The 24,043-nt window shown below is 51.8% G+C and carries 15 protein-coding genes and 7 pseudogenes; 15 read left to right on the forward strand and 7 right to left on the reverse strand.

Translation table 11 applies throughout. The annotated features are described in order from the left end of the window. Window positions 1-152 precede the first annotated feature (152 nt). The 4 genes and pseudogenes from NSQ51_RS04900 to NSQ51_RS04915 form a co-directional block, all read right to left on the reverse strand. Window positions 153-953, reverse strand: a complete 801-nt coding sequence (locus NSQ51_RS04900) for an AAA family ATPase (protein ID WP_064213564.1) — start codon at window positions 951-953, stop codon at window positions 153-155. Beyond that, on the reverse strand, window positions 946-2,199 hold the full coding sequence (locus tag NSQ51_RS04905) for an IS481 family transposase (protein ID WP_342462740.1): 1,254 nt from the start codon (window positions 2,197-2,199) through the stop codon (window positions 946-948). Before NSQ51_RS04905 ends, NSQ51_RS04900 begins: the two co-directional genes overlap by 8 nt. 152 nt (window positions 2,200-2,351) lie before the next feature. After that, complete coding sequence (locus tag NSQ51_RS04910) at window positions 2,352-2,897, reverse strand: DUF6431 domain-containing protein (RefSeq protein ID WP_033011705.1); 546 nt, start codon at window positions 2,895-2,897, stop codon at window positions 2,352-2,354. A gap of 153 nt (window positions 2,898-3,050) precedes the next feature. After that, window positions 3,051-4,001, reverse strand: a pseudogene (locus NSQ51_RS04915) (IS66-like element ISGst1 family transposase); the annotation flags it as partial. Window positions 4,002-4,355: 354 nt separating this feature from the next. Between NSQ51_RS04915 and NSQ51_RS04920 the strand changes: the two are divergent. The 3 pseudogenes from NSQ51_RS04920 to NSQ51_RS04930 form a co-directional block, all read left to right on the forward strand. Further along, window positions 4,356-5,188, forward strand: a pseudogene (locus tag NSQ51_RS04920) (IS110 family transposase); the annotation flags it as partial. Between the two features lie 106 nt (window positions 5,189-5,294). After that, a pseudogene (locus NSQ51_RS04925) lies at window positions 5,295-6,460 on the forward strand (IS256 family transposase). Window positions 6,461-6,626: 166 nt separating this feature from the next. Then, window positions 6,627-7,500 (forward strand): annotated as a pseudogene (locus NSQ51_RS04930) (IS982 family transposase). 115 nt (window positions 7,501-7,615) lie between these two features. Here the strand turns inward: NSQ51_RS04930 and NSQ51_RS04935 are convergent. Next, on the reverse strand, window positions 7,616-7,816 hold the full coding sequence (locus tag NSQ51_RS04935) for a YbxH family protein (protein ID WP_049625284.1): 201 nt from the start codon (window positions 7,814-7,816) through the stop codon (window positions 7,616-7,618). A 151-nt stretch (window positions 7,817-7,967) separates the two neighbouring features. Between NSQ51_RS04935 and NSQ51_RS04940 the strand changes: the two genes are divergently transcribed. The 11 genes and pseudogenes from NSQ51_RS04940 to NSQ51_RS04990 all read left to right on the forward strand — a co-directional run bounded on the left by NSQ51_RS04940 (window position 7,968) and on the right by NSQ51_RS04990 (window position 21,022). Beyond that, window positions 7,968-9,944 carry a methyl-accepting chemotaxis protein gene (locus NSQ51_RS04940; RefSeq protein ID WP_049625283.1) on the forward strand — a complete coding sequence of 659 codons (1,977 nt, stop codon included), beginning with the start codon at window positions 7,968-7,970 and terminating at the stop codon, window positions 9,942-9,944. A 594-nt stretch (window positions 9,945-10,538) separates the two neighbouring features. After that, the gene (locus NSQ51_RS04945; RefSeq protein ID WP_121649924.1) at window positions 10,539-13,391 is read left to right on the forward strand and encodes a 2-oxoglutarate dehydrogenase E1 component; all 2,853 of its coding nucleotides are present in this window, start codon (window positions 10,539-10,541) and stop codon (window positions 13,389-13,391) included. 31 nt (window positions 13,392-13,422) lie between these two features. Continuing rightward, window positions 13,423-14,691 (forward strand): 2-oxoglutarate dehydrogenase complex dihydrolipoyllysine-residue succinyltransferase, encoded by a 1,269-nt coding sequence (gene odhB / locus NSQ51_RS04950; protein WP_049625286.1) that lies wholly within the window; start codon window positions 13,423-13,425, stop codon window positions 14,689-14,691. Window positions 14,692-14,948: 257 nt separating this feature from the next. After that, window positions 14,949-15,170, forward strand: a complete 222-nt coding sequence (locus NSQ51_RS04955; RefSeq protein ID WP_121649923.1) for a hypothetical protein — start codon at window positions 14,949-14,951, stop codon at window positions 15,168-15,170. A gap of 103 nt (window positions 15,171-15,273) precedes the next feature. Beyond that, window positions 15,274-16,059: an SDR family oxidoreductase gene (locus NSQ51_RS04960; RefSeq protein WP_015374318.1), complete on the forward strand. Its 786-nt coding sequence runs from the start codon at window positions 15,274-15,276 to the stop codon at window positions 16,057-16,059. A gap of 77 nt (window positions 16,060-16,136) precedes the next feature. Continuing rightward, window positions 16,137-17,024: pseudogene (locus tag NSQ51_RS04965) on the forward strand (NAD(P)-dependent oxidoreductase); the annotation flags it as partial. Between the two features lie 175 nt (window positions 17,025-17,199). Next, window positions 17,200-18,384 (forward strand): annotated as a pseudogene (locus tag NSQ51_RS04970) (acyl-CoA dehydrogenase); the annotation flags it as partial. After that, a pseudogene (locus tag NSQ51_RS04975) lies at window positions 18,382-18,696 on the forward strand (long-chain fatty acid--CoA ligase); the annotation flags it as partial. The pseudogenes NSQ51_RS04970 and NSQ51_RS04975, both read left to right, overlap by 3 nt. Window positions 18,697-18,788: 92 nt before the next feature. Next, complete coding sequence (locus tag NSQ51_RS04980) at window positions 18,789-19,373, forward strand: TetR/AcrR family transcriptional regulator (RefSeq protein WP_033016252.1); 585 nt, start codon at window positions 18,789-18,791, stop codon at window positions 19,371-19,373. A gap of 98 nt (window positions 19,374-19,471) precedes the next feature. Further along, the gene (locus tag NSQ51_RS04985) at window positions 19,472-20,530 is read left to right on the forward strand and encodes a phosphotransferase family protein (RefSeq protein WP_049624537.1); all 1,059 of its coding nucleotides are present in this window, start codon (window positions 19,472-19,474) and stop codon (window positions 20,528-20,530) included. A 9-nt stretch (window positions 20,531-20,539) separates the two neighbouring features. Then, a complete protein-coding gene (locus tag NSQ51_RS04990) occupies window positions 20,540-21,022 on the forward strand; it encodes a 2-phosphosulfolactate phosphatase (RefSeq protein ID WP_080985687.1) in 483 nt (160 codons plus the stop codon). A 236-nt stretch (window positions 21,023-21,258) separates the two neighbouring features. Here NSQ51_RS04990 and NSQ51_RS04995 read toward each other — a convergent pair whose 3' ends face one another. Beyond that, window positions 21,259-22,416 carry an aminotransferase A gene (locus tag NSQ51_RS04995; RefSeq protein WP_049624554.1) on the reverse strand — a complete coding sequence of 386 codons (1,158 nt, stop codon included), beginning with the start codon at window positions 22,414-22,416 and terminating at the stop codon, window positions 21,259-21,261. A gap of 153 nt (window positions 22,417-22,569) precedes the next feature. After that, window positions 22,570-22,797: an IDEAL domain-containing protein gene (locus NSQ51_RS05000; protein WP_033016247.1), complete on the reverse strand. Its 228-nt coding sequence runs from the start codon at window positions 22,795-22,797 to the stop codon at window positions 22,570-22,572. A gap of 190 nt (window positions 22,798-22,987) precedes the next feature. On the opposite strand from NSQ51_RS05000, the gene corA reads away from it, so the two are divergent. Further along, on the forward strand, window positions 22,988-23,986 hold the full coding sequence (gene corA / locus NSQ51_RS05005) for a magnesium/cobalt transporter CorA (protein ID WP_033016246.1): 999 nt from the start codon (window positions 22,988-22,990) through the stop codon (window positions 23,984-23,986). Window positions 23,987-24,043 lie beyond the last annotated feature (57 nt).

Consider the following 24,043-nt stretch of genomic DNA (forward strand, 5'->3'; position numbering starts at 1 on the left):
GGAAATAATGTGCAAAATTTTTGCGGATTGTTCCGGATTTTGCACATTCTTTCGGAACGTTTGCACGCTCTTTCAGATGAAGATTTCCAGCGCGCCTGATGGACCTATGGAAAAGAGAAAGCACAAAAGAGGCCGATTCGGCCCCTTTCGTGCTAATACCCCATTTCCTCTGCGGCCATGCGCACCACTTCTTCGTCAATGGCGTCCTTTTTCAGCTGATACCCGTATAACAGGCACGTCGTGGCCAACGTGTTGATCACCCGAGGCCATCCCCGCGACTGCAGGGCAATCGCCTCTAACGCCGATGGGGTGAAGATCGGATGCTTCGCCCCGGCCTGTTTCATCCGATGTTCGATGTAGCCCGCCACCTCTTCCTTCTCCAGCGGCCCCATCCGGTATCGCATGATGATCCGCTGGTCGAGAGGGCGGTGCTGATTGAGCCGCAGCTTCCCCTGTAAATGGGGCAGCCCGGCCAAAATCAAGACAAATGGGTTGGTCGAATCCATCTCAAAGTTGAACAAGATCGCGATGTCCTGTAAAAATGCATCCTTCGCTAAATGCATCTCATCCAAAATGAACACCGGCGTGATCCGCCGTTCATGATACAATCGCTCGATCGCCTGCTGGATTTGGCGGAAGAGGTCTACCTTGCGGTACTTCGGTTCCTCTCCTAATCCCAAGGCCAGTCCACGGTAAAAATCCATCACGCCTCCGGTGGATAACGGAAAGTAGACGACATGATACAATGATGGATTCAATGACTCTTTCAGCGCCCGAAGGGCGAACGTCTTGCCCGCCCCCGGCTCTCCGATCAACAGCCCGATCCCCCGGGTTCGTTTCACGTACTCCAGCGCCCGCAACGCTTCCTGAAATGACGCCCCTTGATACGCCTCGGACGGGTCTGTTTCTTTCGCAAACGGCTCCCGCGAAAGGGAGTAAAACGATTTATACACTGTGTTCTCCCTCCTTCGCCGGAATCGCCGCAAACGGGGACCGATGGCGTTTTACATAGGCATTGTCCTCCAAACGCACCCGAATGGCTTCCGCCACCCGTTTGCCCTCTTCGTACACATAGACGCCTCGTTCGTCATAGCGGAGCTCAATCGATTGCCCAATGAACCGAGGCGGCACTTCGTATAGCTGTTTATTCAGGGTGATTGTGCCATCGGCTTTCACCTTGCGGTGCTCCCGTTTCAGAAAAATCGCATCCAGCCAATCGCCATCTTCGATGAACGACACGAGATGCACTTGCGATTGAAACACCTCATGCGGCGTTTTTCCGTCCAGTGAGGCGTGCGGTTTTCGATGATACTCCTCTTCAAGCCACTTCCAAAAACGCTCGTTCAACTCGTCAAGCGATTTCGGCGGATTCAGCTCCAACAGTGGATAAAACCGTGTCTGTACGGTGCGGAAGAACCGTTCGATTTTTCCCTTGCTTTGCGGGTCATACGGCTGGGTGTGGATGAGTGTAATCCCCATCTCGGCGCACGCATACTGCAGCACCTCGGACCGATAAATTTTCCCGTTGTCCGAGTAAATGCGTTTCGGCTTCCCGCAACGAAGCACCGCTTCCTTCGTGACGATCCGCAGCCCGTCAAACTTCTCCGAAGGGAAAAACTGCGCGTACGGCACAAACCGCGAGCAGTCATCGATATAGGCGATCAAAAACGTTTTCTGGGCTTTCCCATGGACGCGAATCGTGGGTCCATGGGATAAGTCCCCTTGCCATAGCTCATTGATCTGGTCATACGCAAAACGCTTTCGCTCCGGCATCGGCAAGATTTCTTTTCCCACCAGGTTGTGTTTTTTCAACAATCGGTATATAGTAAAGTAAGAGGTATGATTTTCTGGGATTTCCCCCTGCTCGATCAGGTGTTCGTAGAACACCGTCACGGGCATGGTGGGATGTTCTTTTCTTAGGGCTAAAATATGATCCTCATCATCGGGCGACAGACGCCTTGAGTGGCCGCGGTCCGAACGGCGCTTCGGCTTTAAGGCGTCAAAGCCCCCTTTTTTGTATCGGGTGCACCAATCGAGGATCGTCTTGGCTGCGATTCGTTTGTCTCCCTGGTGGGGAACATGGTGCACTCGCTCGCTCACCTCTTTCAGATACGTCTTCGGTTCCACCTGCCCATTCACCAACGGAGCGATTAGCCCGTACCGAAACAGGGCAATGTCGTGTCTCATCGACTCATTCATTCAAATCTCCTCCTTGTCTCACTTGGAATCAGGACCGTTCCGGTCCGTCTGCCCTTATCGTACCGAATTGCTTTTTCTCCGTCGATAGGAAAGGTTTGTGGGAACCGAAACTATTTCCAATTTAGGGTATGTATGTAAAATCAGGATCCCATTTAATTCGCAAAAGGGTGTCGGAATCCGCCCTCCCACATCTCTCTGATGGCCGAATCAAGACCGTGTTCCTCTAACGTCTGGATCCACCAAGAAGCCCGTTCCTTTTCTTTTTTCACGATAGGGCCTATGATCCTCCACCGCCTCGCAAAAAAGCTGTGAAGGCTTGATAGGTTTCGGTAGAACCGTCGGACATAAAAGATGATGCCGTCCTTTGTCGGGAGAAACGGAGCCTGGTTCGTCCTTTCGGTCAATCCCAACTGCTCTTTCACGACTTGCCATATGGCGGACAACGTATACTGAAAATACGGGAGGAGAAAGGAAGGCAGCACACTCACCGTCTTCAAGCATTCCCGACAGCGATACCGGACAATCCAAATGCGATAATCACCATGTGGGGTCAATGCGTTTCGCTCATAGTAACCGTGGCGGTGCAACGGGCGCTTGGCCCGGCAATGCGGACACTTTTTCAGAAGAGGGAAGTCGTTTTCTTTTCCACGCTCTGCATACGTTTGGACGTCAATGCCAAAGTCATGAAATTGGATCACGTCCTCCTCCCCCTCCTATGAACCGATGGATTTTCTCTTCCGAAATAATTCACAAAAAATTTAGCACATTCTTTCAGAAAAGGGGAGAGGGCTTTCTGAAGGAATGTGCAAAAAAATGTCTCTTTTGTTCCGAAATAAAGTGATAATTTACACATGACAAAGGGCATGGGTGGCATGTGTGTATTTCGGATACGTACCGAACGCATCGTGCATCATCGTCCCTTCATATCGGGGAAGAATCCCGATCTCATCGGTCGCTTTTTTTCCACGAGAAGCGTGAGGAGCCAAGTATGTATATCTCGATGTACACGCGACATGCACCCATGCGAGTTTCCCATTGATGCGCAAACTCGTTTCATCGACATGCAGGATGTTGGATTCAAGTAAGGCGTCTTCGATGATGTCCATATTTGATTCCAGCGCTTCGCGTCCTCGTTTCACCATATTGGCAAGGGTTCCTGTACTAATCGAGTGTTGATATAACGCTTCGATTGTATCACTTAAACGCTTGTACGGGATCAATTGGATATGATGTAAATAAACAACGAGTGCCGTGAGCCGTGGACCGTATTGCACATGATTCGTGACATGGGATGGGAATTCGGCTTGTTGCACGCATCGACAATGTGGACACGATTTCACTTCACGTTCATGTTGTGTCACCTCGATCGCCACAGGAGGGACATCAAACACTTGACGGATATCGACTTTGAACGGTTTGACTTCACGCAAAGAAGCTCCACATCCTTGACACGTATGCACACGGTGGACGATGCGATGATGTGGATGTTCCACTTGACGGAGCGTCTTCCCCTCATGTCCCTCTTGCCCACCAGGCTTTTTGCCAGACGGCTCGCGGGAGGAACGCTTTTTCTCAAAACGGTCAGAAGATGGGGGCAAATGGCTATTGGAGCTGTTTTTTTTCGTGCGTGCTTCCAGCTCTTGAACACGGTACTTCAGTTGTTCATTTTCTTTGCGTAGCTGTTTGTTTTCTTTCAACAGTTGCTCAATGACTTGTTGCTGGTGAGTAATGAGCTGCTTTTGTTGTTGGACTTTGCCGATTAAGCTCTCAACTGTAAATACAGCTTGTTGTACCGTCAACATGTGATTCACCTCCTTGTCTATCAGTATTCACATCATAGACAAGGAAAGAAGAAAATATTCAGCTCACTTTATGATGTGGCTGAATAGTTACAAATTTTTTATATAGACTCCCATGACAAAAAAATTTCGTCACCATCGGGAGGATGAAAACAACCTTCTGTCGAATGGTCTCCTTGCAGCTGGGGTCATGAGGTCGTTGTATCTATGGTACGTAAAAGTCCGATATATAGACGGACCCCAGTAGTCTGGTGCACCACGGAATGTCGCTCCCTTGAGGGAAGCACGCAGGATAGAATGCTTGAACAAAGACTGCTGCACCAGCTGTTTTTGAGAACGAAGCAGGGAGGAAGACCGATGCGCGTCTTGTATGAACGCTGTTGCGGATTGGACGTGCATAAGCAATCGATTACGGCTTGCGCCCTTACCCCTGAAGGAAAAGAGATTCGCACGTTTGGTACGCTGACCGACGATCTCGAGGAGTTGGTGGATTGGCTGAAAGAAAAAAGGTGACGCACGTTGCCATGGAGTCGACGGGCGTATATTGGAAGCCAGTGTATAATCTCCTCGAAGCAGAGCCGATCGAAGTGCTTGTCGTCAATGCCCAACACATCAAAGCGGTTCCCGGGCGAAAGACCGATGTCAAAGATGCCGAATGGATAGCGGACTTGCTTCGCCATGGATTGCTAAAAGGGAGTTACATCCCTCATCGAGCTCAGCGGGAGCTCCGGGAACTGGTCCGTTATCGGCGCAGTTTGATCGAGGAACGGGCACGGGAGCTCAACCGCATCCAAAAAGTGCTGGAAGGAGCCAATATCAAGCTTTCTTCGGTCGTATCCGACATCAACGGGATGTCGGCCCGGCTCATCATTCGCGCCCTTATCGAAGGAAAAGACGATCCGGCGGCCCTCGCCCAGCTCGCCAAAGGGCGGCTGAAACAAAAAACGGAAGAGCTCCGGCGCGCGTTGAAAGGAGTGATGGGGCCGCATCAACGCATGATGCTGGCCGAGCAATGGCGTCATGTGGAGTATTTAGATGAAGCGATTGCCCGGTTGGATCGGGAAATCGAGGAACGAACGAGCCCTTTTCATGAAGCGCTGGAGCTCATCGATACGATCCCGGGAGTGGGGCGGCAAAGCGCGGAACAAATTGTAGCGGAAATCGGGACGGACATGAGCCGGTTCCCTACCGGATGATGTATAAAATTTTGTGTAAAGCATTTTGCTAGAACAAAAGAAAAAAGGTAGGGTATTCTCTGATTGGACCAAAAATCTTAGAGAAAGGAGAACCCTACCTATGTCTAAAAGTATACCGAATGTAGACTGGGCAAATCAACTGGAAAATGCCATTCGTCAGTTTGTAAAAGAAAAATTAGAACTGATTATGCGGGAAGAAATCAAACATTTCCTTGAAATCGAACAGGCTGGAACGCCGAATATGAGAAACGGCTACTATCAGCGAAATCTAGATACGCAATATGGCCGGATTGAGGGTCTTTTGGTTCCAAGAGACCGAAACGGGGAATTTCAAACACAGTTGTTTGCTCCTTACCAACGGCACACCGGCTAGCTTGAGGAAGCCATCATCAGGATGTATCAAAGTGGCATGAGTACGCGTGAAATTGGCAAGTTTATTGAACGAATTTTAGGCAATGCCTATTCTCCTGCAACGATCAGCCGTATTACCGATGTAGTGAAGGAAGACATCGAGAAATGGCACACTCGTCCACTGCACAAGCGTTATTCCGTCTTATATTTGGATGGTTTATACGTAAAACTTCGTCGCGAAACCGTGGAGAAAGAAGTCATTTATGTGGTGTTAGGGGTGAACGAAGAAGGATATCGCGAAATTCTTGATTTCTTTGTGGGAGGACAAGAAAGCGCCTATGTATGGCAGGAAATTCTTCAACACCTCTACCAAAGAGGCGTCAAGGAAGTGCTTCTTGGCGTCTTCAATGGCCTTCCGGGGCTGGAGGAAGCCTTTAAGTCGGTGTATCCGAAAGCCGATGTGCAGCGCTGTGTCGTGCACAAAGTCCGCAACACCCTCATCCGTGTTCGGAAAAAAGACCAATTCGAAGTGGCGAGGATCTCAAGCTGATTTATCGCGCGCCGAATAAGGAGATGGCGTTACAAATGTTTCAACAGTTTGAGTCGAAATGGTCCAGCAAATATCCAAGAGAAGTTCAATCTTGGGCCAATGAGTTGGATGTCCTCCTTACATTTATGGATTATCCAAGCAGTATTCGAAGTGTGATTTACACGACGAATGTCATCGAACGAACGATCAAAGAGATTCGGAAACGTCTAAAGCCGATGAACAGTTTGAGCAGTTTAGAAGCCGCGGAAAAAGTCGTGTATTTAACCATTCAAGATTTTAATGAGAAATGGGCAGGGCGAAAGTTAAGAGGATTTGCCGAAGCGCAGGAAGCCCTCGAGCGAATGTTTGAAGAACGTTATCATTAACCAAATACTGTAAATAAACAAAATAGGGGGATTCTCCCTTTCCACACAGGAGACTGAATATTCAGTCTCCTGTGTGGAGAAAATCAGTCCCCTATCAATTCAAATCCATTTCAGAGAAACCCTACCCCATTTACATTACACAAAATTCTTGACGGTACCGATCCCTATGCAAGAGCACTTTCATTTTACTACAGATCAAGCAAAGATTCAAAAGCAATATGCCGCCATTTTCGTTTTTGTTTCTGCTCAACTTTCATGCATTCAGGTGCATCTTCATCGTCGAAATCGCCATTTGGTCAAGCAAGAGGACGCTGTCATCATCGCCATTCATCTTTTAGGAAAGCTGCTCGGTTTTACTTCACGGGCATGGCATCGTTTTGTCACGGGAAATTTGTTCACAAACGGCTCGTTTCTCGAACGTTCCCGGTATAACCGCCGCTGCCGGGCGCTTGGCTTCGCTATCAAATGGATCGCCGTCGTGAGCAAAACGCGGCCAACATCATGCCTATGCCGTCGTGGACAGCTTGCCGCTCCCATTGTGCCATACGGCAAGAATGCATCGCGTCAAACGGTTTCAAGAGATCGCCGACATCGGGTATTGCGCTTCCAAAAAGCAATGGTACTACGGGTTGAAGCTGCACCTTCAAGTGACCGATCAAAGGCTGCCAATGGGATATGTGGTGACGGAAGCATCTTGCCACGATCGAATCGCAGCCGAAAGCGTGATGACCCAAATTCCCCACCCGTATAACTTTGGGGACAAAGGATTCATTAGCCGTGACTTGCAAAAAAGGCTGTACGAAGAATACCAAATGGCGCTTTGGACTCCGTCTCGAAAAAACCAGAAACATCGTGCGTCTGAGACATGGGAGCAGTGGATCCAACAAAAACGCAAAGTGATCGAGACGGTGTTCTCGGTTCTGGTTGACCACTATCGCATCACGGGGATCCGAGCCAATTCGATTATCGGATTTGAAGTGGCACTAGACGGTATATTGTTAGCTTATTCCCTGGTTACACTTGGGCTAGTTGAGCGCTAAAGCTCAACTAGCACCACGGGTGTATAAATGTTTATCGTACATGCTGATCCCCCTTGCTTTTTTACCCTCATCATAACGGAAAACGTGAAAAAATGGCAAGAAAAGCCTCCGACAACTAACAGCGGCCGGAGGTTTTTTGCTCGACATACTCGCTCACAAGCTCTTCAATTTGCTGTTCATCGGGCTTTTCGCCGCAAAATGCAAACTCAATTTCCTCAATCAATTCACCGTCGCGATAAACGTGCAGCGCCCCTTTTTGCAGCAAGACGCTGTATTCGATCTCAAATATATAGCCCTCATGTTCAATCGCGCCCATTGTGGTTCACCTGCCTACGTTTAATGTCCCACAGGCGCGGCTCTCTATGTATGAATAAGAAGCTCATCCTATAGACGCAGGACGATTGTCCTTTTATAATTATAATGGACGTGGTTCGACAAAAAGAGGAAACAGAGGGGAGAAATAGAGAGTGTTCCGGACATTGCGCAGCAAATTGATCGTCTTGATGGCTTTATTGTTAGTGATTTCATTGGCAGCAACACAACTCGTTGGGGTTGTGCAAATGCGGAAGATGGTGGATGCTGACGTGAAACAGCGGGCGCAGACGGCGCTTGACGGACTGCTCGGCGATATTCGCGACAGTTTTCAAAGTGAGGAGAATAGCTTAGTGCAATTCAGTGAATCGCCGTTGGCTTTGCAAATGGTTCAAGATGAAAAAATGTGGCTGCAGCTTGAGAAACAGTTCCGCACGTTTTTGCGCCTGCATGAGAATGTGCAATTCATCTATATTGGCACCGAGCAGAAGAAAATGTATATATCGCCGATGACAGAGCTCCCGGACGGATACGATCCGACGAGCCGCCCGTGGTATAAAGCGGCGATGAAGCGGCCGGATGAAGTGGTGTGGACCGAACCGTACGTCGATGCGATTACCGGCAAGCACGTTGTGACGTTGGCCAAAGCGGTGAGCGAAAACGGCCGCATTGCTGCGGTCATCGGCATCGATATGACGCTCGATGCGGTGACAAGAATCGTCAATGCGAGCGACGTCGGCTATAACGGCTATCCGGTGCTGTTTGACGCGAAGGGGACGGCGGTCGTCCACCCACAATACAAGGGGAAAAACATGGCGAAAAACGCGACGGTCCGCTACATGCTCGAGCATGAAAAAGGAATGCACGAATATGAGCAAGACGGCGAACGGCGGGTGATTTACTTCACTACGATTCCAGAGCTTGGCTGGAAAGTCGGCGCTGTCTATAGAGAAAGCAATTTATCCGCGATGAGCCGCTCGCTCGGAGCAACCATGCTTGTCATTACGGTGATTGCGTTTATCGTCGCTTTGGTCGTCGTTTATTTCTTAGCGCGCTCAATCACCAAGCCGATTGTGGCGCTGCAAGAGCAAGTCGAAAAGGCGGCGGGCGGCGACTTGACGGTGCACGCGCGCATCACTGCCAAAGATGAGATTGGCCGCCTCGCCCGCCATTTTAACGAGATGATCGATCATATGCGCGCGCTGATCGGCGAAGTGAACCGATCGGTCAACGAGCTGGCCGCCTCGGCTGATCATTTAAGCGCCGTCTCAGAGGAAACGATGGCGACAAGCGAACAAGTGGCCAAAGCGATCAGCGAAATCGCCAAAGGAACGACCGATCAAGCAGGAAGCCTTGATACGATCAATGAGCGGACAACAGCGCTGTCGCAGCAAATCGAAGCGGTTGCGAATGCGACGGCTGGCATGGAGTCGCTGTCCGATGAAACGAAAACCGCGAGCTACGACGGCTTGGAGCATTTAAACATTTTGCAGAAAAAATCGGAGGAAGCGAAAAATGAACTCGAGTCTGTAGAAAATGTCATTAGCGACCTTGTGAAAAAGATGGATGAAATTGACGGTGTCATTCAAACGATCACGGCCATTTCCGGACAGACGAATTTGCTGGCGTTAAACGCCAGCATCGAGGCGGCGCGGGCTGGCGAGCATGGGAAAGGGTTTGCCGTTGTCGCTGATGAAGTGCGCAAGCTGGCCGAACAATCCGCGAAAGCGACGGAGATGATCCGCGCGACGATCGCCGCCATCCAGCAGCAAGCCGGGCTGGTGATGGAGGCGGTCCGCCGCTCCAAGCAGGCGTACAACGAACAGCGGGAAGCGGTGCACACGACCGGCGATTCATTTGTCAAAATCACTGGCATGATGGAGCAAGTGGCTGATGCGCTTGCTGGGATTATGGAGGAAGCAAAGCGGATGAACGCGAGCAAAGACGATGTCGTCGGAGCGATGCAAAACATCGCCGCCATCGCCCAACAAGCAGCGGCAGCGGCGGAAGAAGTGGCTGCTTCGGCTGATGATCAGTTGCAGGCGCTTTCGACGGTGACCGAATCGGCGGATGCGTTAAGCGAAATGAGCCGGCAGTTGAAACAACTGGTTGAGAAGTTTAAGATTTCATAAAAAATAGAAGGTGTCCTAGCGGCAACGGGGCGCCTTTTTTATCATCTCTAGCCGAGAAGGCTCCCATTTCCGCGTGCGTAAGTGGGGGATGAAGCATCAAGGATGTTCCCTAACGCCGCCCAAAAAAAGAAGGATTTCGCTTGCTGTCTTCGTAAGACAACGGAACCGTGGGACACACGAGGATGGCTTGGCTGGCAAGCCTGTCGTGGAGCGGTTGTTCCAAAGAATCTCCCACCGCTAAACGTTTGCGCAGGCAAGAGGCGTTCAATCATTTTCGAATAGGAGACTTTCACTTTCGCTTTGTACAGGGTGCAGTCCAAAATAAGCGGGAGATGAATGTCGGTCGGCGTTTACTTAAAATCATGAATGTCCCGCCGTCGTGCAGTCACGATCTTTTTTTTGTATTCATACAATAGTGAAATTTTTTCAGCTTCTTCGTCGATTTTAGTGGGCGATAGTGCTAAAATAAACATTGAAAACGTTTATACTTTTATTTTACTGTACGTTTGGGGATGCTGGCAGCGAAATGAGGACTTTCATGCATAGCTGTTTCCAGCCCGAACGATGCGAAAACAAGGTGGAGGTTTTTTCAAGATGGCAAAACAGACGAACTACGCTCAACCGTGGAGCCAGTTTTACGGGCCGAACCTCGGTTATGTCATCGACATGTATGAACAGTACCTCGATGACCCTAACAGCATCGACCTGGAACTGAAACAATTGTTCGAACAGTGGGGGGCGCCGGTTTTGGAAGAACCGGTTTCTTCTGCGGATGACGAGGCGGCCAAAACGCATCAAACGTTCCGGCTGCCGGAGACGCCGACGATTTTCAGCAAGCTTGTCGCTGCCGTCAAGCTGGCGGACAGCATTCGCCATTACGGCCATCTGGCTGCTGATACGAATCCGCTTGTCAAAAAGGAGAAAGAGCTGCGCCGCTTGGAGCTTGACGAATACGATTTAACGGAAGAGGATTTAAAGCGCATTCCGGTCGCGTTTCTTTGTCCCCACGCTCCGGCGCATGTCAAAAACGGCTGGGACGCCATCTTGCATTTGCGCAAAATTTACACGGACAAAATCGCGTTTGAATTCTCGCAAGTACATAATCTAGAAGAAAGGAACTGGCTCATCCAGCAAATTGAGTCCGGAGCGTACTATCCGAGCCTGGCGAACAAAGAGCGGGTTGCTTTGTTGCGCCGCCTGACGGAAGTGGAAGGGTTTGAAAAGTTCATCCACCAGACGTATGTCGGGCAAAAACGGTTTTCGATCGAAGGGCTTGATTCCATGGTGCCGCTTTTGGATGAGCTCGTCCGCCAAGCGATCGAACATGAAATCGACGCCGTCAACATCGGCATGGCGCACCGCGGCCGGCTGAATGTGCTTGCCCATGTGCTCGGCAAGCCGTACGAAATGATTTTCGCCGAGTTTCAGCATGCAGAGAGCAAAAACTTTATTCCATCTGAAGGAGCGGTGGCCATCACCTACGGATGGACGGGCGACGTGAAATACCATTTGGGGGCGGCGCGCCGCCTTCGCAATAAAAGCGTGCATACGATGCGGATTACGCTCGCTAACAACCCAAGCCATCTCGAAGTGGTCAATCCGGTTGTGCTTGGCTACACGCGCGCCGCGCAAGAAGATCGGACAAAACCAGGCGTGCCGGTGCAAAATACTGATGCGTCGTTTGCCATCTTGATTCACGGCGATGCCGCGTTCCCGGGACAAGGGATCGTCGCGGAAACGCTCAACTTAAGCCAGCTGCGCGGCTATACGACCGGCGGGACGATCCATATCATCGCCAACAACATGATTGGCTTTACGACGGAGAGTTACGATTCACGCTCGACGACGTATGCTTCCGATATGGCGAAAGGGTTTGAGGTGCCGATTGTGCACGTCAATGCCGACGACCCGGAGGCTTGTTTGGCGGCCGCATGCTTGGCGTTTGCCTACCGCCAGCGGTTTAAAAAAGACTTTGTCATTGACCTAATCGGTTACCGCCGTTTCGGTCATAATGAAATGGATGAGCCGATGGCGACGAACCCGACGATGTACGCGATCATCAACCAACATCCGACCGTACGCCGGCTGTATGCGCAAAAATTGATGGAAAAAGGGATCATCACCGAGCGGGAAGTCGACGAAATGGAGCAAGAGGTGGCGGAACGGCTGAAAATCGCCTACGAGCGGGTGCCGAAAAACGAAGACGAGCTTGATTTCATCATGGATCCGCCCAAACCGGTCGTCGATCGGCTGCCGGAAGTGAAAACAAGCGTGGCGAAAGACGTGCTCCATCGGGTGAACGAAGAATTGTTGCAGTTTCCGGACGGATTCAACGTCTTTAACAAGCTTGAGCGCATTTTAAAACGGCGAAGCGGCGTGTTTGCGCAAAACGGCAAAGTCGATTGGGCGCACGCGGAAATTTTGGCGTTCGCCACGATTTTGCAAGACGGCGTGCCGATCCGCTTGACCGGGCAAGATTCGCAGCGCGGCACGTTTGCGCAGCGCCATTTGGTGCTCCATGACGTGAAAACCGGTAAAGAGTATGTGCCGCTTCACCACATCAGCGGCGCCAAAGCGTCGTTTGTCGTGTACAACAGCCCGCTGACGGAAGCCGCCGTGCTCGGCTATGAATACGGATACAACGTTTACGCGCCGGAGACGCTCGTGCTTTGGGAAGCGCAATTTGGCGACTTCGCCAACATGGCGCAAGTGATGTTTGATCAATTCATTTCATCCGGCCGGGCGAAATGGGGGCAAAAATCCGGGCTTGTCATGCTCTTGCCGCACGGCTACGAAGGGCAAGGCCCTGAACATTCAAGCGGCCGCGTCGAGCGCTTTTTGCAGCTGGCGGCGGAAAACAACTGGACGGTTGCCAACTTATCGACGGCCGCGCAATATTTCCATATTTTGCGGCGGCAGGCGGCGCTGTTGACAAGAGAAGAAGTGCGTCCGCTCATCATTATGACGCCAAAAAGCTTGCTCCGCCATCCGCTGGCGGCGTCGGATGCGGAAGCGTTCGTTGACGGCGCGTTCTCGCCGGTGCTCGAACAGCCGGGATTGGGCGCTGACGCTGGCAAAGTGGAACGCATCGTGTTTGGCACCGGAAAATTGATGATCGATTTGGCGGAACAAATCGGCAAAATGGAAGGTCTTGACTGGCTGCATATCGTGCGCATTGAAGAGCTGTATCCGTTCCCGGAAGAAGCGGTGAGAGACATCATCGCCCGCTATCCGAACGTCAAAGAGCTCGTCTGGGTGCAAGAAGAACCGAAAAACATGGGGGCATGGCTGTATATGGAACCGCGCCTGCGGGCGTTGGCTCCAGAGGGTGTCGATGTCAGCTACATTGGGCGGCGCCGGCGGGCCAGCCCGGCGGAAGGCGATCCGGTCGTCCACCGAAAAGAGCAAGAGCGCATCATCCGCTGTGCATTGACGAAGCATGAATGATGACTACGGAACATTTGAGGAGGGCATCAATGTGGCCGAGATCAAAGTCCCAGAGTTAGCAGAATCCATCACGGAGGGAACGATCGCCCAATGGCTGAAAAAACCGGGCGACTACGTGGAAAAAGGAGAATCGATTTGCGAGCTTGAAACGGATAAAGTGAACGTGGAAATTATGGCGGAAGAGTCAGGTGTTTTGCAACAGCTGCTTGCCAATAAAGGCGATACGGTTGCGGTCGGTCAAGCGATCGCCATTATCGGAGAAGGAACGGCGTCGGCACCGCCTGCACCAGAGAAGGCGCTGCAGCTGGCCGAGGAACCAAAACCGGCTGTGCCGGTCGACCGTGCTGAGCAGCCAGCGCCGCAGCCGGTTGCGGTTGCCCAAGCGCCAGGCCAACGACCGATTGCTTCGCCGGCTGCTCGGAAAATGGCACGTGAAAAAGGGATCGACTTGACGCAAGTGCCGACCGTTGATCCGCTTGGACGCGTGCGCAAACAAGACGTCGCCTCGTTTGCCGCCCAGCCAGCCGCCGCTCCGCAGCCGGCTCCACAAGCCGCGCCGACGTCGACGCCGGCCGCCGTTCCAACCGCTGAGGCCGGCAAGCCGGTCATCCGCGAAAAAATGTCGCGCCGTCGGCAAACGATCGCCAAACGGCTGCTGGAAGTGACGCAAACGACCGCGATGTTGACGACATTTAACGAAATTGACATGTCGGCGGTCATCGATTTGCGCAAGCGGAAAAAAGATAAATTTTTCGAAGAGCATGACGTCCGCCTTGGCTTTATGTCGTTTTTCGTCAAAGCGGCTGTCGCGGCGCTGAAAAAATATCCGTACGTCAACGCGGAGATCCAAGGCGATGAGATTTTGCTGAAAAAATATTACGATATCGGCGTTGCCGTATCGACGGATGAAGGGCTTGTCGTTCCGGTTGTGCGCGACTGCGACCGGAAAAACTTCGCCGAAATTGAGCGCGACATTGCCGAATTGGCGGCGAAAGCACGCAGCAATAAGTTGTCGCTTGCGGATTTGCAAGGCGGCACGTTTACGATCACAAACGGCGGCGTCTTCGGCTCGCTTCTGTCGACTCCGCTTCTCAACGGCCCGCAAGTCGGCATTTTAGGGATGCATTCGATCAAACTGCGCCCGGTCGCCATCGACGAAGAGCGGATCGAAAACCGGCCGATGATGTATGTTGCTTTGTCGTACGACCATCGCATTATCGATGGCAAAGAGGCCGTCGGGTTCTTGAAAACGGTGAAAGACTTGATCGAAAATCCGGAAGACTTATTGTTGGAAAGCTAACCAAGGCAGGAACGGGGGATGTCCCAAAAGGATCGGGACACCCTCTTTCGTTTCTATATATACACCGACCGCTTCTTCCGCACTATATTTTGTGTCTATACTGAAGACAGATAGCCTTTTGGGTCAGCCCCTTTTTTGGAAAAGAACAAAAAGAAAAGTGCAGTCACCTGTTTTTGAAGGAAAGCGCGATTCGGAACCGAAAAGGCATGATTGCGCGATGCGGTGGTACACTACAAGCAAAAAGGAGGGAACCATTGATGCCGGAACGCGGACGAAACGACCATCCACATTCCTTTCACCGTGACGGCGCCCGCGAAAGCATCATCAACGATGCAACTGCCGACGGCGCCAAGGCAATCGGTGTACGGATTGACGCCGATCCGATGCGGGCGGCCAACCCTGACCCGTTTCACGTCGACTCCCTTGCTGTCGAGGGAGGAATGAAGCGATTTCGCTCTCTCATGGAAGGAAAAAAGTGATTCGCCCAGCGGATCGCTTTTTTCGTGAACGAAAAAAGAAGGAAAACGGCGAACAAACGCGAATATTGTTTACTTAATATGACTATTTTTCGGGGGGATGGCAATGGAGTACGGATTAGCCGGAAAAACGGCATTGGTCGCCGCCTCAAGCCAAGGGCTCGGCAAAGCGGTCGCCCGGGCGCTTGTGCTCGAAGGAGCAAACGTGATGATCACGAGCCGGAACGAAGAAAAGCTGCAGGAAGCAGCCGAGGAGTTGAATGGGCTGCATAAGGGACGCGTCGCCTACACGCGTGCAGATGTGACGAAGGCGGAAGACATCCGCCAGCTGGTCGCCAAAACGGTCGAAACGTTTGGGACGATCGATTTGCTCGTCAACAACGCCGGCGGCCCTCCGGCGGGAACGTTTGAAACGGTGAGCGACGAAGACTGGCAATATGCGTTTGAGCTCAATTTATTGAGCTACATTCGGCTGATTCGTGAAGCGCTGCCATATTTAAAGAAAAACGGCGGCAAAATTGTCAACATCGCTTCGTCATCGATCAAAGAACCGATTCCGGGCTTGATTTTGTCGAACACGTTTCGCACCGGGATTGTCGGGCTGACGAAAACGTTGGCGACGGAATTCGCGCGGGACAACATTTTGATCAACACCGTCGCTCCCGGGCGGATTGCGACAGAACGCGTCGCCTTTTTAGATAAGGTGAACGCCGAAAAGCTTGGCATTACAAAAGAGGAAATGGAAGCGCGCATGAAAAGCGCCATTCCACTCGGCCGCTACGGGACGCCGGAAGAATTTGCGAACGTCGTCGTCTTTCTATTGTCTGAAGCGAACTCGTACGTCACCGGACAAGCGTTGATCGTCGACGGCGGCATGGTCAAAGCGATTTAACGATTTTCGAAAGAAGCCTCCGCTGCTAAGCGAAGCGCAGGTGGTGACCAGATCGCTGGGCGCTTGCGGCCAAACGGACAAGAAGGGAGAGGACAGCGTTGAAAACGATCGGGTTTATCGGCCTTGGCGTCATGGGGAAAAGCATGGCGCGCCACTTGCTGAAGGCGGGCTATCCGCTTCTCGTCTATACACGCACAAAAGAAAAGGCGGAAGACTTGCTTCAGGAAGGAGCAGTTTGGAAGGAAACGGTCGCTGATTTGGCGCGGGAGGCGGATGTCGTCATGACGATGGTTGGCGATCCTCATGATGTCGAGCAAGTGTATTTCGGCGAGGGCGGCATTTTGGAGAATGCGCGGCCGGGAACATATGTCATCGATATGACGACGTCAACGCCGACGCTCGCGCAATCGATTTACGAGGCGGCCAAGCAAAAGGGCATCCATGCTTTGGACGCCCCGGTGTCCGGCGGCGACATCGGCGCGCGCGAAGGAACGTTGACGATTATGGTCGGCGGTGATGAGGACGTCTTTTTGGCGTGCAAGCCGATTCTCGAGCGGCTTGGCACGAACATCGTGCGGCAAGGAGGAGCTGGAGCCGGCCAGCATACGAAAATGTGCAACCAAATTGCCATCGCCACCAATATGATCGGCGTTTGCGAGGCCATGGCGTATGCGAAGCGGGCTGGTCTTGATCCGTTCAAAGTGTTGGAAAGCATCGCCAAAGGGGCAGCCGGCAGCTGGTCGCTGAGCAACTTGGCGCCGCGCATGTTGTCAGGAGATTTTGCTCCGGGGTTTTACGTCAAGCATTTCATTAAAGATATGAAAATTGCGCTTGAGGAAGCCGAGCGGATGAACTTGCCGCTGCCAGGCCTGGCGCTCGCCAAACAACTGTACGAAGAGTTGGCGCAAGCCGGTGAGGAAAACAGCGGCACGCAAGCGCTATACAAGCGGTATGTTAAGGCGTAATCGGGGCGGTTGTTCGCCCCTTTTTTATCTTCTCTGTCTTCTCAGCGAAGCAGGGGAGATGGGAAGCGCAAATCCGGATGTATTTATCGAAAAATATTGAATATTCCCTCTGGTAGAGATATAGTAAAAATAGAAACAACATACCGACCGGTTAGTATAAAAGGGAGGGGAGCATATGGACTTTTCTTATTCACCAAAAGTGAAAGAGTTGATCAAAAAATTAAGCGCTTTCATGTAGGATTACATTTATCCGAACGAGAGGGTGTATGAGGAGCAGCTGAACGCACAAGAGTCGAGATGGTCGGGCGTGCCGCCGATCATCGAAGAATGAAAGGAAAAGGCGAAAAAAGAAGGGCTTTGGAATTTATTTTTGCCAGACAGCGAATACGGCGCGGGATTAACGAATGTGGAGTACGCGCCGCTTTGCGAAATAATGGGCCGCTCGCTCATCTCCCCGGAAGTGTTCAACTGCAATGCGCCCGATACGGGCAATATGGAAGTGCTCGTCCGCTATGGCACAGAGGAGCAAAAGAAAAAGTGGCTTATCCCGCTCTTGAACGGAGAAATCCGCTCGTGCTTTTCGATGACGGAGCCGGATGTCGCGTCGAGCGATGCGACGAACATTCGCGCTTCCATCGTCCGCGACGGGGACGAATACGTCATCAACGGGCGGAAATGGTGGTCGTCCGGTGCCGGCGACCCGCGCTGCAAAGTCGCCATCGTGATGGGAAAAACGAACCCCGATGCGCCAAAACATGAGCAGCAGTCGATGATCATCGTTCCGCTTGATACGCCGGGGGTGAAAATCGAACGGATGCTGCCGGTGTTCGGCTTTAACCATGCGCCGCACGGGCATGCGGAGATTACGTATGACAACGTGCGAGTGCCGAAAGAGAACATCATTTGGGGAGAAGGGAAAGGGTTTGCCATCGCCCAAGGGCGGCTTGGTCCGGGACGGATCCACCATTGCATGCGCTTGATTGGAGCGGCGGAGCGGGCGCTTGAGTTTATGTGCCGGCGCGTGCAGTCGCGGGTGGCGTTCGGCAAGCGGCTTGCGGACCATGGCGTCATTCGCGATTGGATGGCTCAGTCGCGCATTGAGATCGAGCAGGCGCGCTTGCTGACGCTAAAGGCGGCGTACATGATGGATACGGTCGGCAACAAAGCGGCGCGCAAAGAAATTGCCATGATTAAAGTTGTCGCTCCGAATGTCGCCTTAAAAGTGATCGACCGCGCCATTCAGGCGTTCGGCGCCGCCGGGGTGAGCAACGATTTTCCGCTTGCTGCCATGTGGGCGAACTCGCGCACGCTCCGTCTGGCCGATGGGCCGGATGAGGTGCATAAAGAGCTAGTTGCCAAAGATCTGATCATCGCCGGCGGCTATAACATTTATCCGCGTGAAATCGAAGAAGTGCTGTACGAACATCCAGCGGTGAAAGAGGCGGCGGCAGTTGGTGTGCCTGATCCATACCGAGGTGAAACGGTGAAGGCGATCATCGTCCTGAAAGAGGGGATGCAAGCAAGTGAGGAAGAGATCATCGCCCATTGCCGAAAAAACTTAACGGCGTACAAAGTGCCGCGCATTGTCGAGTTCCGTGCCGAACTGCCGAAGACGAACGTCGGGAAAATTTTGCGCCGCGCCTTGCGTGAAGAGGCGTCCCGCCCGCAATAACAGAGGGCTTTCGGACAAGTCCGAAGCAGGCTTGGCCGTTTTATGGTACAATAGCTGGAAGCGACTACATTTTAGGCAAGAGGTGTAAAAACATGAAGGAGAAAATTATGGCTGCCAGCATTGAGCTGTTTGAACAAAATGGGTTCAGCGAAACATCGATCCAAGACATCGTTGACGCCCTCGGGGTGACAAAAGGGACGTTTTATTACTATTTTACAAGCAAAGAAGAACTGTTGATGGATATTCACCTTCGCTACATTGAAAGGCTGCTTGACGAAGAGGAGCGCATTATAAGCGATAAACGGCGCTCGGTGCGGGAAAAGCTGTATGATATTATCTTCATGCTCATTCATAATGTCGAACGGCAAGGAAGGGAAGCTCGCATTTTTTTTCGTGAAATGAAGCATTTGAATGAGGAGCATTTACAGAAAGTAAAAGAAAAGCGCGATTTGTTCCGCTATCGGCTGCAGTCGTTGATTGAGGAAGGAATGAAAAGCGGTGAACTGCGCTGCGATTTGTCGCCATCGATCGCCACGCTTACCGTTCTTGGGGCGGCCAATTGGAGCTACCAATGGTTTCGTCCGGACGTAGAGCTGACCGATGCCGAGGTGGCGAAGCAGATGGTGGAGATCCTGCTTGATGGCATGAGCGCGCCGTCTGTCTCGAAAGCCGAGTGAAAAGAGAGACAAACAAGTTTGATCCGAGGTGTGTCGATGGATGCTGTTCGTGCGGCGGCAATGGCGCGTTTGAATTGTTGACCAAGGGGGAGAGGGAGATGACAGCGATTATTCTAGTGCGCAAGGGGGAAGAACTGCCGGCAGGGAAGCTGGCCAAGTTTTTGCGCACGGTGCTGCCGGACATGCCGGATAGGGAGCTCGAGATCCAGCAATTTTCCGCCGGCCGGTCGAATTTGACGTATTTGCTCCGCTGTGGGGAGTGGGAGGCGGTGCTGCGCCGGCCGCTGTTTGGCCCGGTGCCGCCGAAAGCGCATGATATGAAGCGGGAGAGCACGTGGCTTTCTGAAATCCATCCGCTGTTCCCGCTCGCCCCGAAACCATTCTATTTTTGTGAAGACGAATCGGTGATCGGCAGTCCGTTTTTCGTCATGGAGCGGCGCCATGGTGTTGTGTTTGACAGTGATTTTCCAGATGACATTCATCCGACGGAAGACGTCTGCCGCGGCATTTCCGAGACGATGGTCGAAACGCTTGTACAAATTCATCAAATTGACTATACGAAAACACGGCTCGTGCAGATGGTGAAGCCGGATGGATTTATGGAACGGCAAGTGCACGGATGGATCCAGCGCTATGAGCGGGCCAAGACGGATGATATTCCGGAAGCCGAGGCGCTGATGAAGTGGCTCGCTTCTCATATTCCACCGCAGCACGAAGCAACCGTAATCCATTACGATTTTAAGCTGAATAACGCTTTGTTTGCCAAAGACGACATCACCAAAATGGTTGGGCTGTTTGATTGGGAGATGTCGACGGTCGGGGATCCGCTTGCCGATTTGGCGGTGGCCATGAGTTATTGGATTGAGGAAGACGATCCTCCACTCATTAAAAGTGGGTTTGGCCGCGCGCCGGTCACCGTCCGTCCCGGTTTTTATACGCGCGAACAGTTTATTGAGGCATATGACAAAAAAAGTAGACGTGATGTGTCCGATATACACGTTTATTTAACGTTTGCCTACTTTAAATTAGCGGTCATTTGCCAGCAAATTTATTACCGCTACCGCCGCGGCCAGACGAACGATGAGCGGTTTCGCCATTTTGGCCAGTTTGTCGAAGCGCTCATTGAGCATGCATGGCAGCTGGCGACAGGACGGTGAGGCGGCGTGATGACAAAAGTGCATGTCGTGCTGCGCAAAGAAGACATTGATGAGATGGCGCTTGCTGATCGAAAGGTGGCTGTCGTGTTCGATGTTTTGCTTGCCACCTCGTCGATTACAGCAGTTCTCGCTGCCGGCGCTCGTTCGGTGATCCCGGTGCGCGATGCCGAGGAGGCCAAGGAGATCGCGCTTCGCTTGCCAGAGGGCAGCTGTGAGCTCGTCGGCGAATACGAAGGGCGGACGATCGTCGGCTTTCATCCGCCCGCGCCGCTGTTTTTGCAGACGGTATGCCCGGAGAAAACGGTCGTTTTGTCGACGACAAACGAAAAGCGGGCGTTGTACGAACAAAGTTTGCGGGAATTGCTCGCGTGGGTGCAGGAAGGAAGCCTGAAGCTGATGATCGGCGGCGTCTACCCGCTTGAGCAGGCTTCTGAAGTGCATCGGCTGTTGCAGGGGCGGAAAACGCATGGCAAGCTATTGCTTGTGCCATAAGTAAAGAAGAAGGGGCTGACCCAAAAGGCTGTCTGCTTTCAGGGTAGACACAAAATATAGTGCGGAAGAATCGGTCAGTGCGTATATATAGAGACGAAAGAGGGTGTCCCGATCCTTTTGGGACCCCCTTTTCTTGTATATTCCCCTAAAGCCAATGGTGAACAAAAGTCGAAAGAAAAGCAGCCTTTTTCTTATGGGGGCATGGCGGTCTAAGCCAATATGATTTTTGAAAACCATTACGGTCTGCGGCGCTTCGTTTGGATATACCGCTCGAGCCGGTCGAGCCCTTCTTTGAGCACATCGAGCGAATAAGCGTACGACAGGCGGACATGGCCTTCACCGTATTCGGAAAAGGCGCTGCCGGGAACGAGGGCGACGCCGGCGTTTTCGACGACATCGAGGGCAAAATCAAACGAAGACATGCCAAAGGCGGCGATTGACGGAAACAAGTAAAAGGCTCCATCCGGCTTCTCAACCGGCAACCCCATGGCGGTGAGACGATGATAGGCATACTCAAGCCGTTCGGCGTAAGCGGCGCGCATCGCCTCGGCGTCGTGTTTGCCGGCGGTCAGCGCCTCCACCGCTGCTTTTTGGCTGATCGATGACGTGCACGAGACGCTGTATTGGTGCACTTTCACCATTTGTTCAACGGCGAACGCTGGAGCGAAGACAAACCCGATGCGCCAACCGGTCATGGAGTGCGATTTGCTTAAACCGTTGATGACGATCGTCTGCTCCGGCAGCCACTCGGCGATCGAGTGATGGCGGCCGCGATAGACGAGCTCGCTGTAAATTTCATCGGAAACGATCCAAATCGGCCGTCCTTTCAAAAGGGAAGCGATGTTCTCAAGTTCTTCGGCTGACAGCGCCGTCCCGGTTGGATTGGATGGGTATGGAAGAACGAGGCAGCGCGTCTTTTCCGTCAAATAAGGCGCAATGAGCTCAGCCGACAGACGGAAACCGTTTGGCCTTGTGTCGATGTATACCGGTTTCGCCCCGCACAGGCGAATGAGTGGTTCATAGCCGGGATAGACTGGTGCGGGAAGAAGCACTTCTGTCCCTTCTTCTAAAATGGTGCGAAACGTAATATCAAGCGCCTGGCTGGCGCCGACGGTGGCGATGACTTCATCCGGCGTGTAGCGAAGGCCGTACTTGTCAGCGACGAATTGGCAAGCCGCCTGGCGCAGTTCCAGCAGGCCGGCGTTCACTGTATACGTCGTGAAATCGGCGGCGATCGCCTCCTGAGCGGCTGCTTTGACATGATCGGGTGTTGGGAAATCAGGCTGGCCGATCGTCAAGGAAACAAGTCCCGGCCGGTCAGCGACAAGGTTGAAAAATTGGCGGATGCCTGATAACTGAATGGCTTGAACACGTGGTTGAATGAGGTGTTTCACGGTTGTCCACCTTTCTTTTTTGTTTTTATTGTACCATTGGCGAGGAAAACGAAAAAACAAAAACGAGCCCCTTTCCGTCCGGATTGTTCCCACAAACGGAAATGGGGCTCACTTGGTCATCGACGATTCACTTTCCAACTTCGTTCGCTCCTTTTACGCGCCGTATTTTTTCAACAGGTCGTTATATTGGGTGGAAAGCTTGAAAAACAACGGCTTGTTGCCGGCCGCGAGCGCTTCATCAATTTGTTCCATCAGTTTTTTTCTTTGAAACTGGAAGATCGCTTCTTTCAGCACTTGTTCGGCCATCGGCCCGTAGCTGCTTTTTTCTTCCGGCTGGTTGAACAAAACGGCGCCTTCATTCGGGTATTGTTTTTCGTACATGATTCAGTCCCTCCCATATGGGAACGAAACAGTTCCCTTTCTTAATATTATCGTCGTTTTTGATGCTAATGTAAAGAAAATTTAGATAAATATTTTTTGTCAATTTTTTCTCTACATGATTTTTATACCCGTTTTTTGTTGGGACTTAACAGTTTTTCGGTTATGATAAGAGGAGAACAAGGCAAAGGTGATGGCGATGATTCGCACGTGTGTCGTGACAAAAGAATTTGAGATTTTGTATGATGTTGACGTAACGCTTGTCAACAGCCCGGACGTCTCATGGTATTGGGTTGACTTTCATGAGCCGACGGATGAGGAATCGGCGCTGCTCGCCTCCTTTTTCCGTTTTCACCCACTGGCGATTGAAGACTGTCTTGAATATGTGCAGCGGCCGAAGCTCGATTTTTATGACCGCTACTTGTTTGTTGTGCTTCATGCCATTGCCGGGATGACGCTGGAGGCTGAGGAAGTCGATTTGTTTGTCGGGCAAAATTTCATCGTTTCGTTTCATAAGTCGGCCATTCACGCGGTCGATGAGGTGTGGGAGCGATTGAAGCATGAAGAAGATGTTCAGCAGGGGCCGTTTCACGTCATGTACCGGCTGATCGACAAGCTTGTGGATGATTATTTTCCACCGCTTTACCATATTGAAGACGTGCTGAACGATTTAGAGGAGAATACGAACAATGAACCGATTCACGACATTATTGAAAAAGTGTTTGACATCCGTGGCGATTTATCGAAGCTGCGCCGAACGATCGTGCCGATGCGCGACTTGTTGTACCGCATCATCCATTCCGACCGGCTGCAGCGCATGAAAGAACGGCAGCTGTACTTTCATGACATTTATGATCATTTGCTGAAGCTGTCGGAAATGATTGAGACAAACCGAGAAATTACCGCGGATATCCGCGACAGCTATTTATCGCTCAACTCGAATCGAATGAACAATATTATGATGACATTTACAGCCATTACGACCATTTTCATGCCGCTCTCCTTTATTGCCGGCATTTATGGGATGAACTTTGATTATATGCCTGAATTGCACTGGAAGTACGGATACTTTGTTGTATTGGCTGCCATGGCGGTGATCGGCATGACGATGTTCGTCTGGTTTAAGCGCAACGGCTGGTTTCAGTTGTTGAAAGGCGACTGGGCGAAGGAGGAGCGGGAGCGCCGCCAGTAGCCGTATAAAACGGGCTGTTCCCCTCATATATATAATACATAATGACGGCAGTGTAAG

Origin of the sequence: Geobacillus sp. FSL K6-0789 (assembly GCF_038593135.1) — a bacterium.
Lineage (GTDB): Bacteria > Bacillota > Bacilli > Bacillales > Anoxybacillaceae > Geobacillus > Geobacillus stearothermophilus.

Coding starts and splice junctions, on each gene's coding strand:
- NSQ51_RS04905 (WP_342462740.1), bottom strand. CDS start 2,199: ATGAATGAGTCGATGAGACACGACATTGCCCTGTTTCGGTACGGGCTA.
- NSQ51_RS04935 (WP_049625284.1), bottom strand. CDS start 7,816: ATGGGCGCGATTGAACATGAGGGCTATATATTTGAGATCGAATACAGC.
- NSQ51_RS04945 (WP_121649924.1), top strand. CDS start 10,539: ATGGCAAAACAGACGAACTACGCTCAACCGTGGAGCCAGTTTTACGGG.
- NSQ51_RS04955 (WP_121649923.1), top strand. CDS start 14,949: ATGCCGGAACGCGGACGAAACGACCATCCACATTCCTTTCACCGTGAC.
- NSQ51_RS04960 (WP_015374318.1), top strand. CDS start 15,274: ATGGAGTACGGATTAGCCGGAAAAACGGCATTGGTCGCCGCCTCAAGC.
- NSQ51_RS04980 (WP_033016252.1), top strand. CDS start 18,789: ATGAAGGAGAAAATTATGGCTGCCAGCATTGAGCTGTTTGAACAAAAT.
- NSQ51_RS04985 (WP_049624537.1), top strand. CDS start 19,472: ATGACAGCGATTATTCTAGTGCGCAAGGGGGAAGAACTGCCGGCAGGG.
- NSQ51_RS04990 (WP_080985687.1), top strand. CDS start 20,540: ATGACAAAAGTGCATGTCGTGCTGCGCAAAGAAGACATTGATGAGATG.
- NSQ51_RS05000 (WP_033016247.1), bottom strand. CDS start 22,797: ATGTACGAAAAACAATACCCGAATGAAGGCGCCGTTTTGTTCAACCAG.
- corA (WP_033016246.1), top strand. CDS start 22,988: ATGGCGATGATTCGCACGTGTGTCGTGACAAAAGAATTTGAGATTTTG.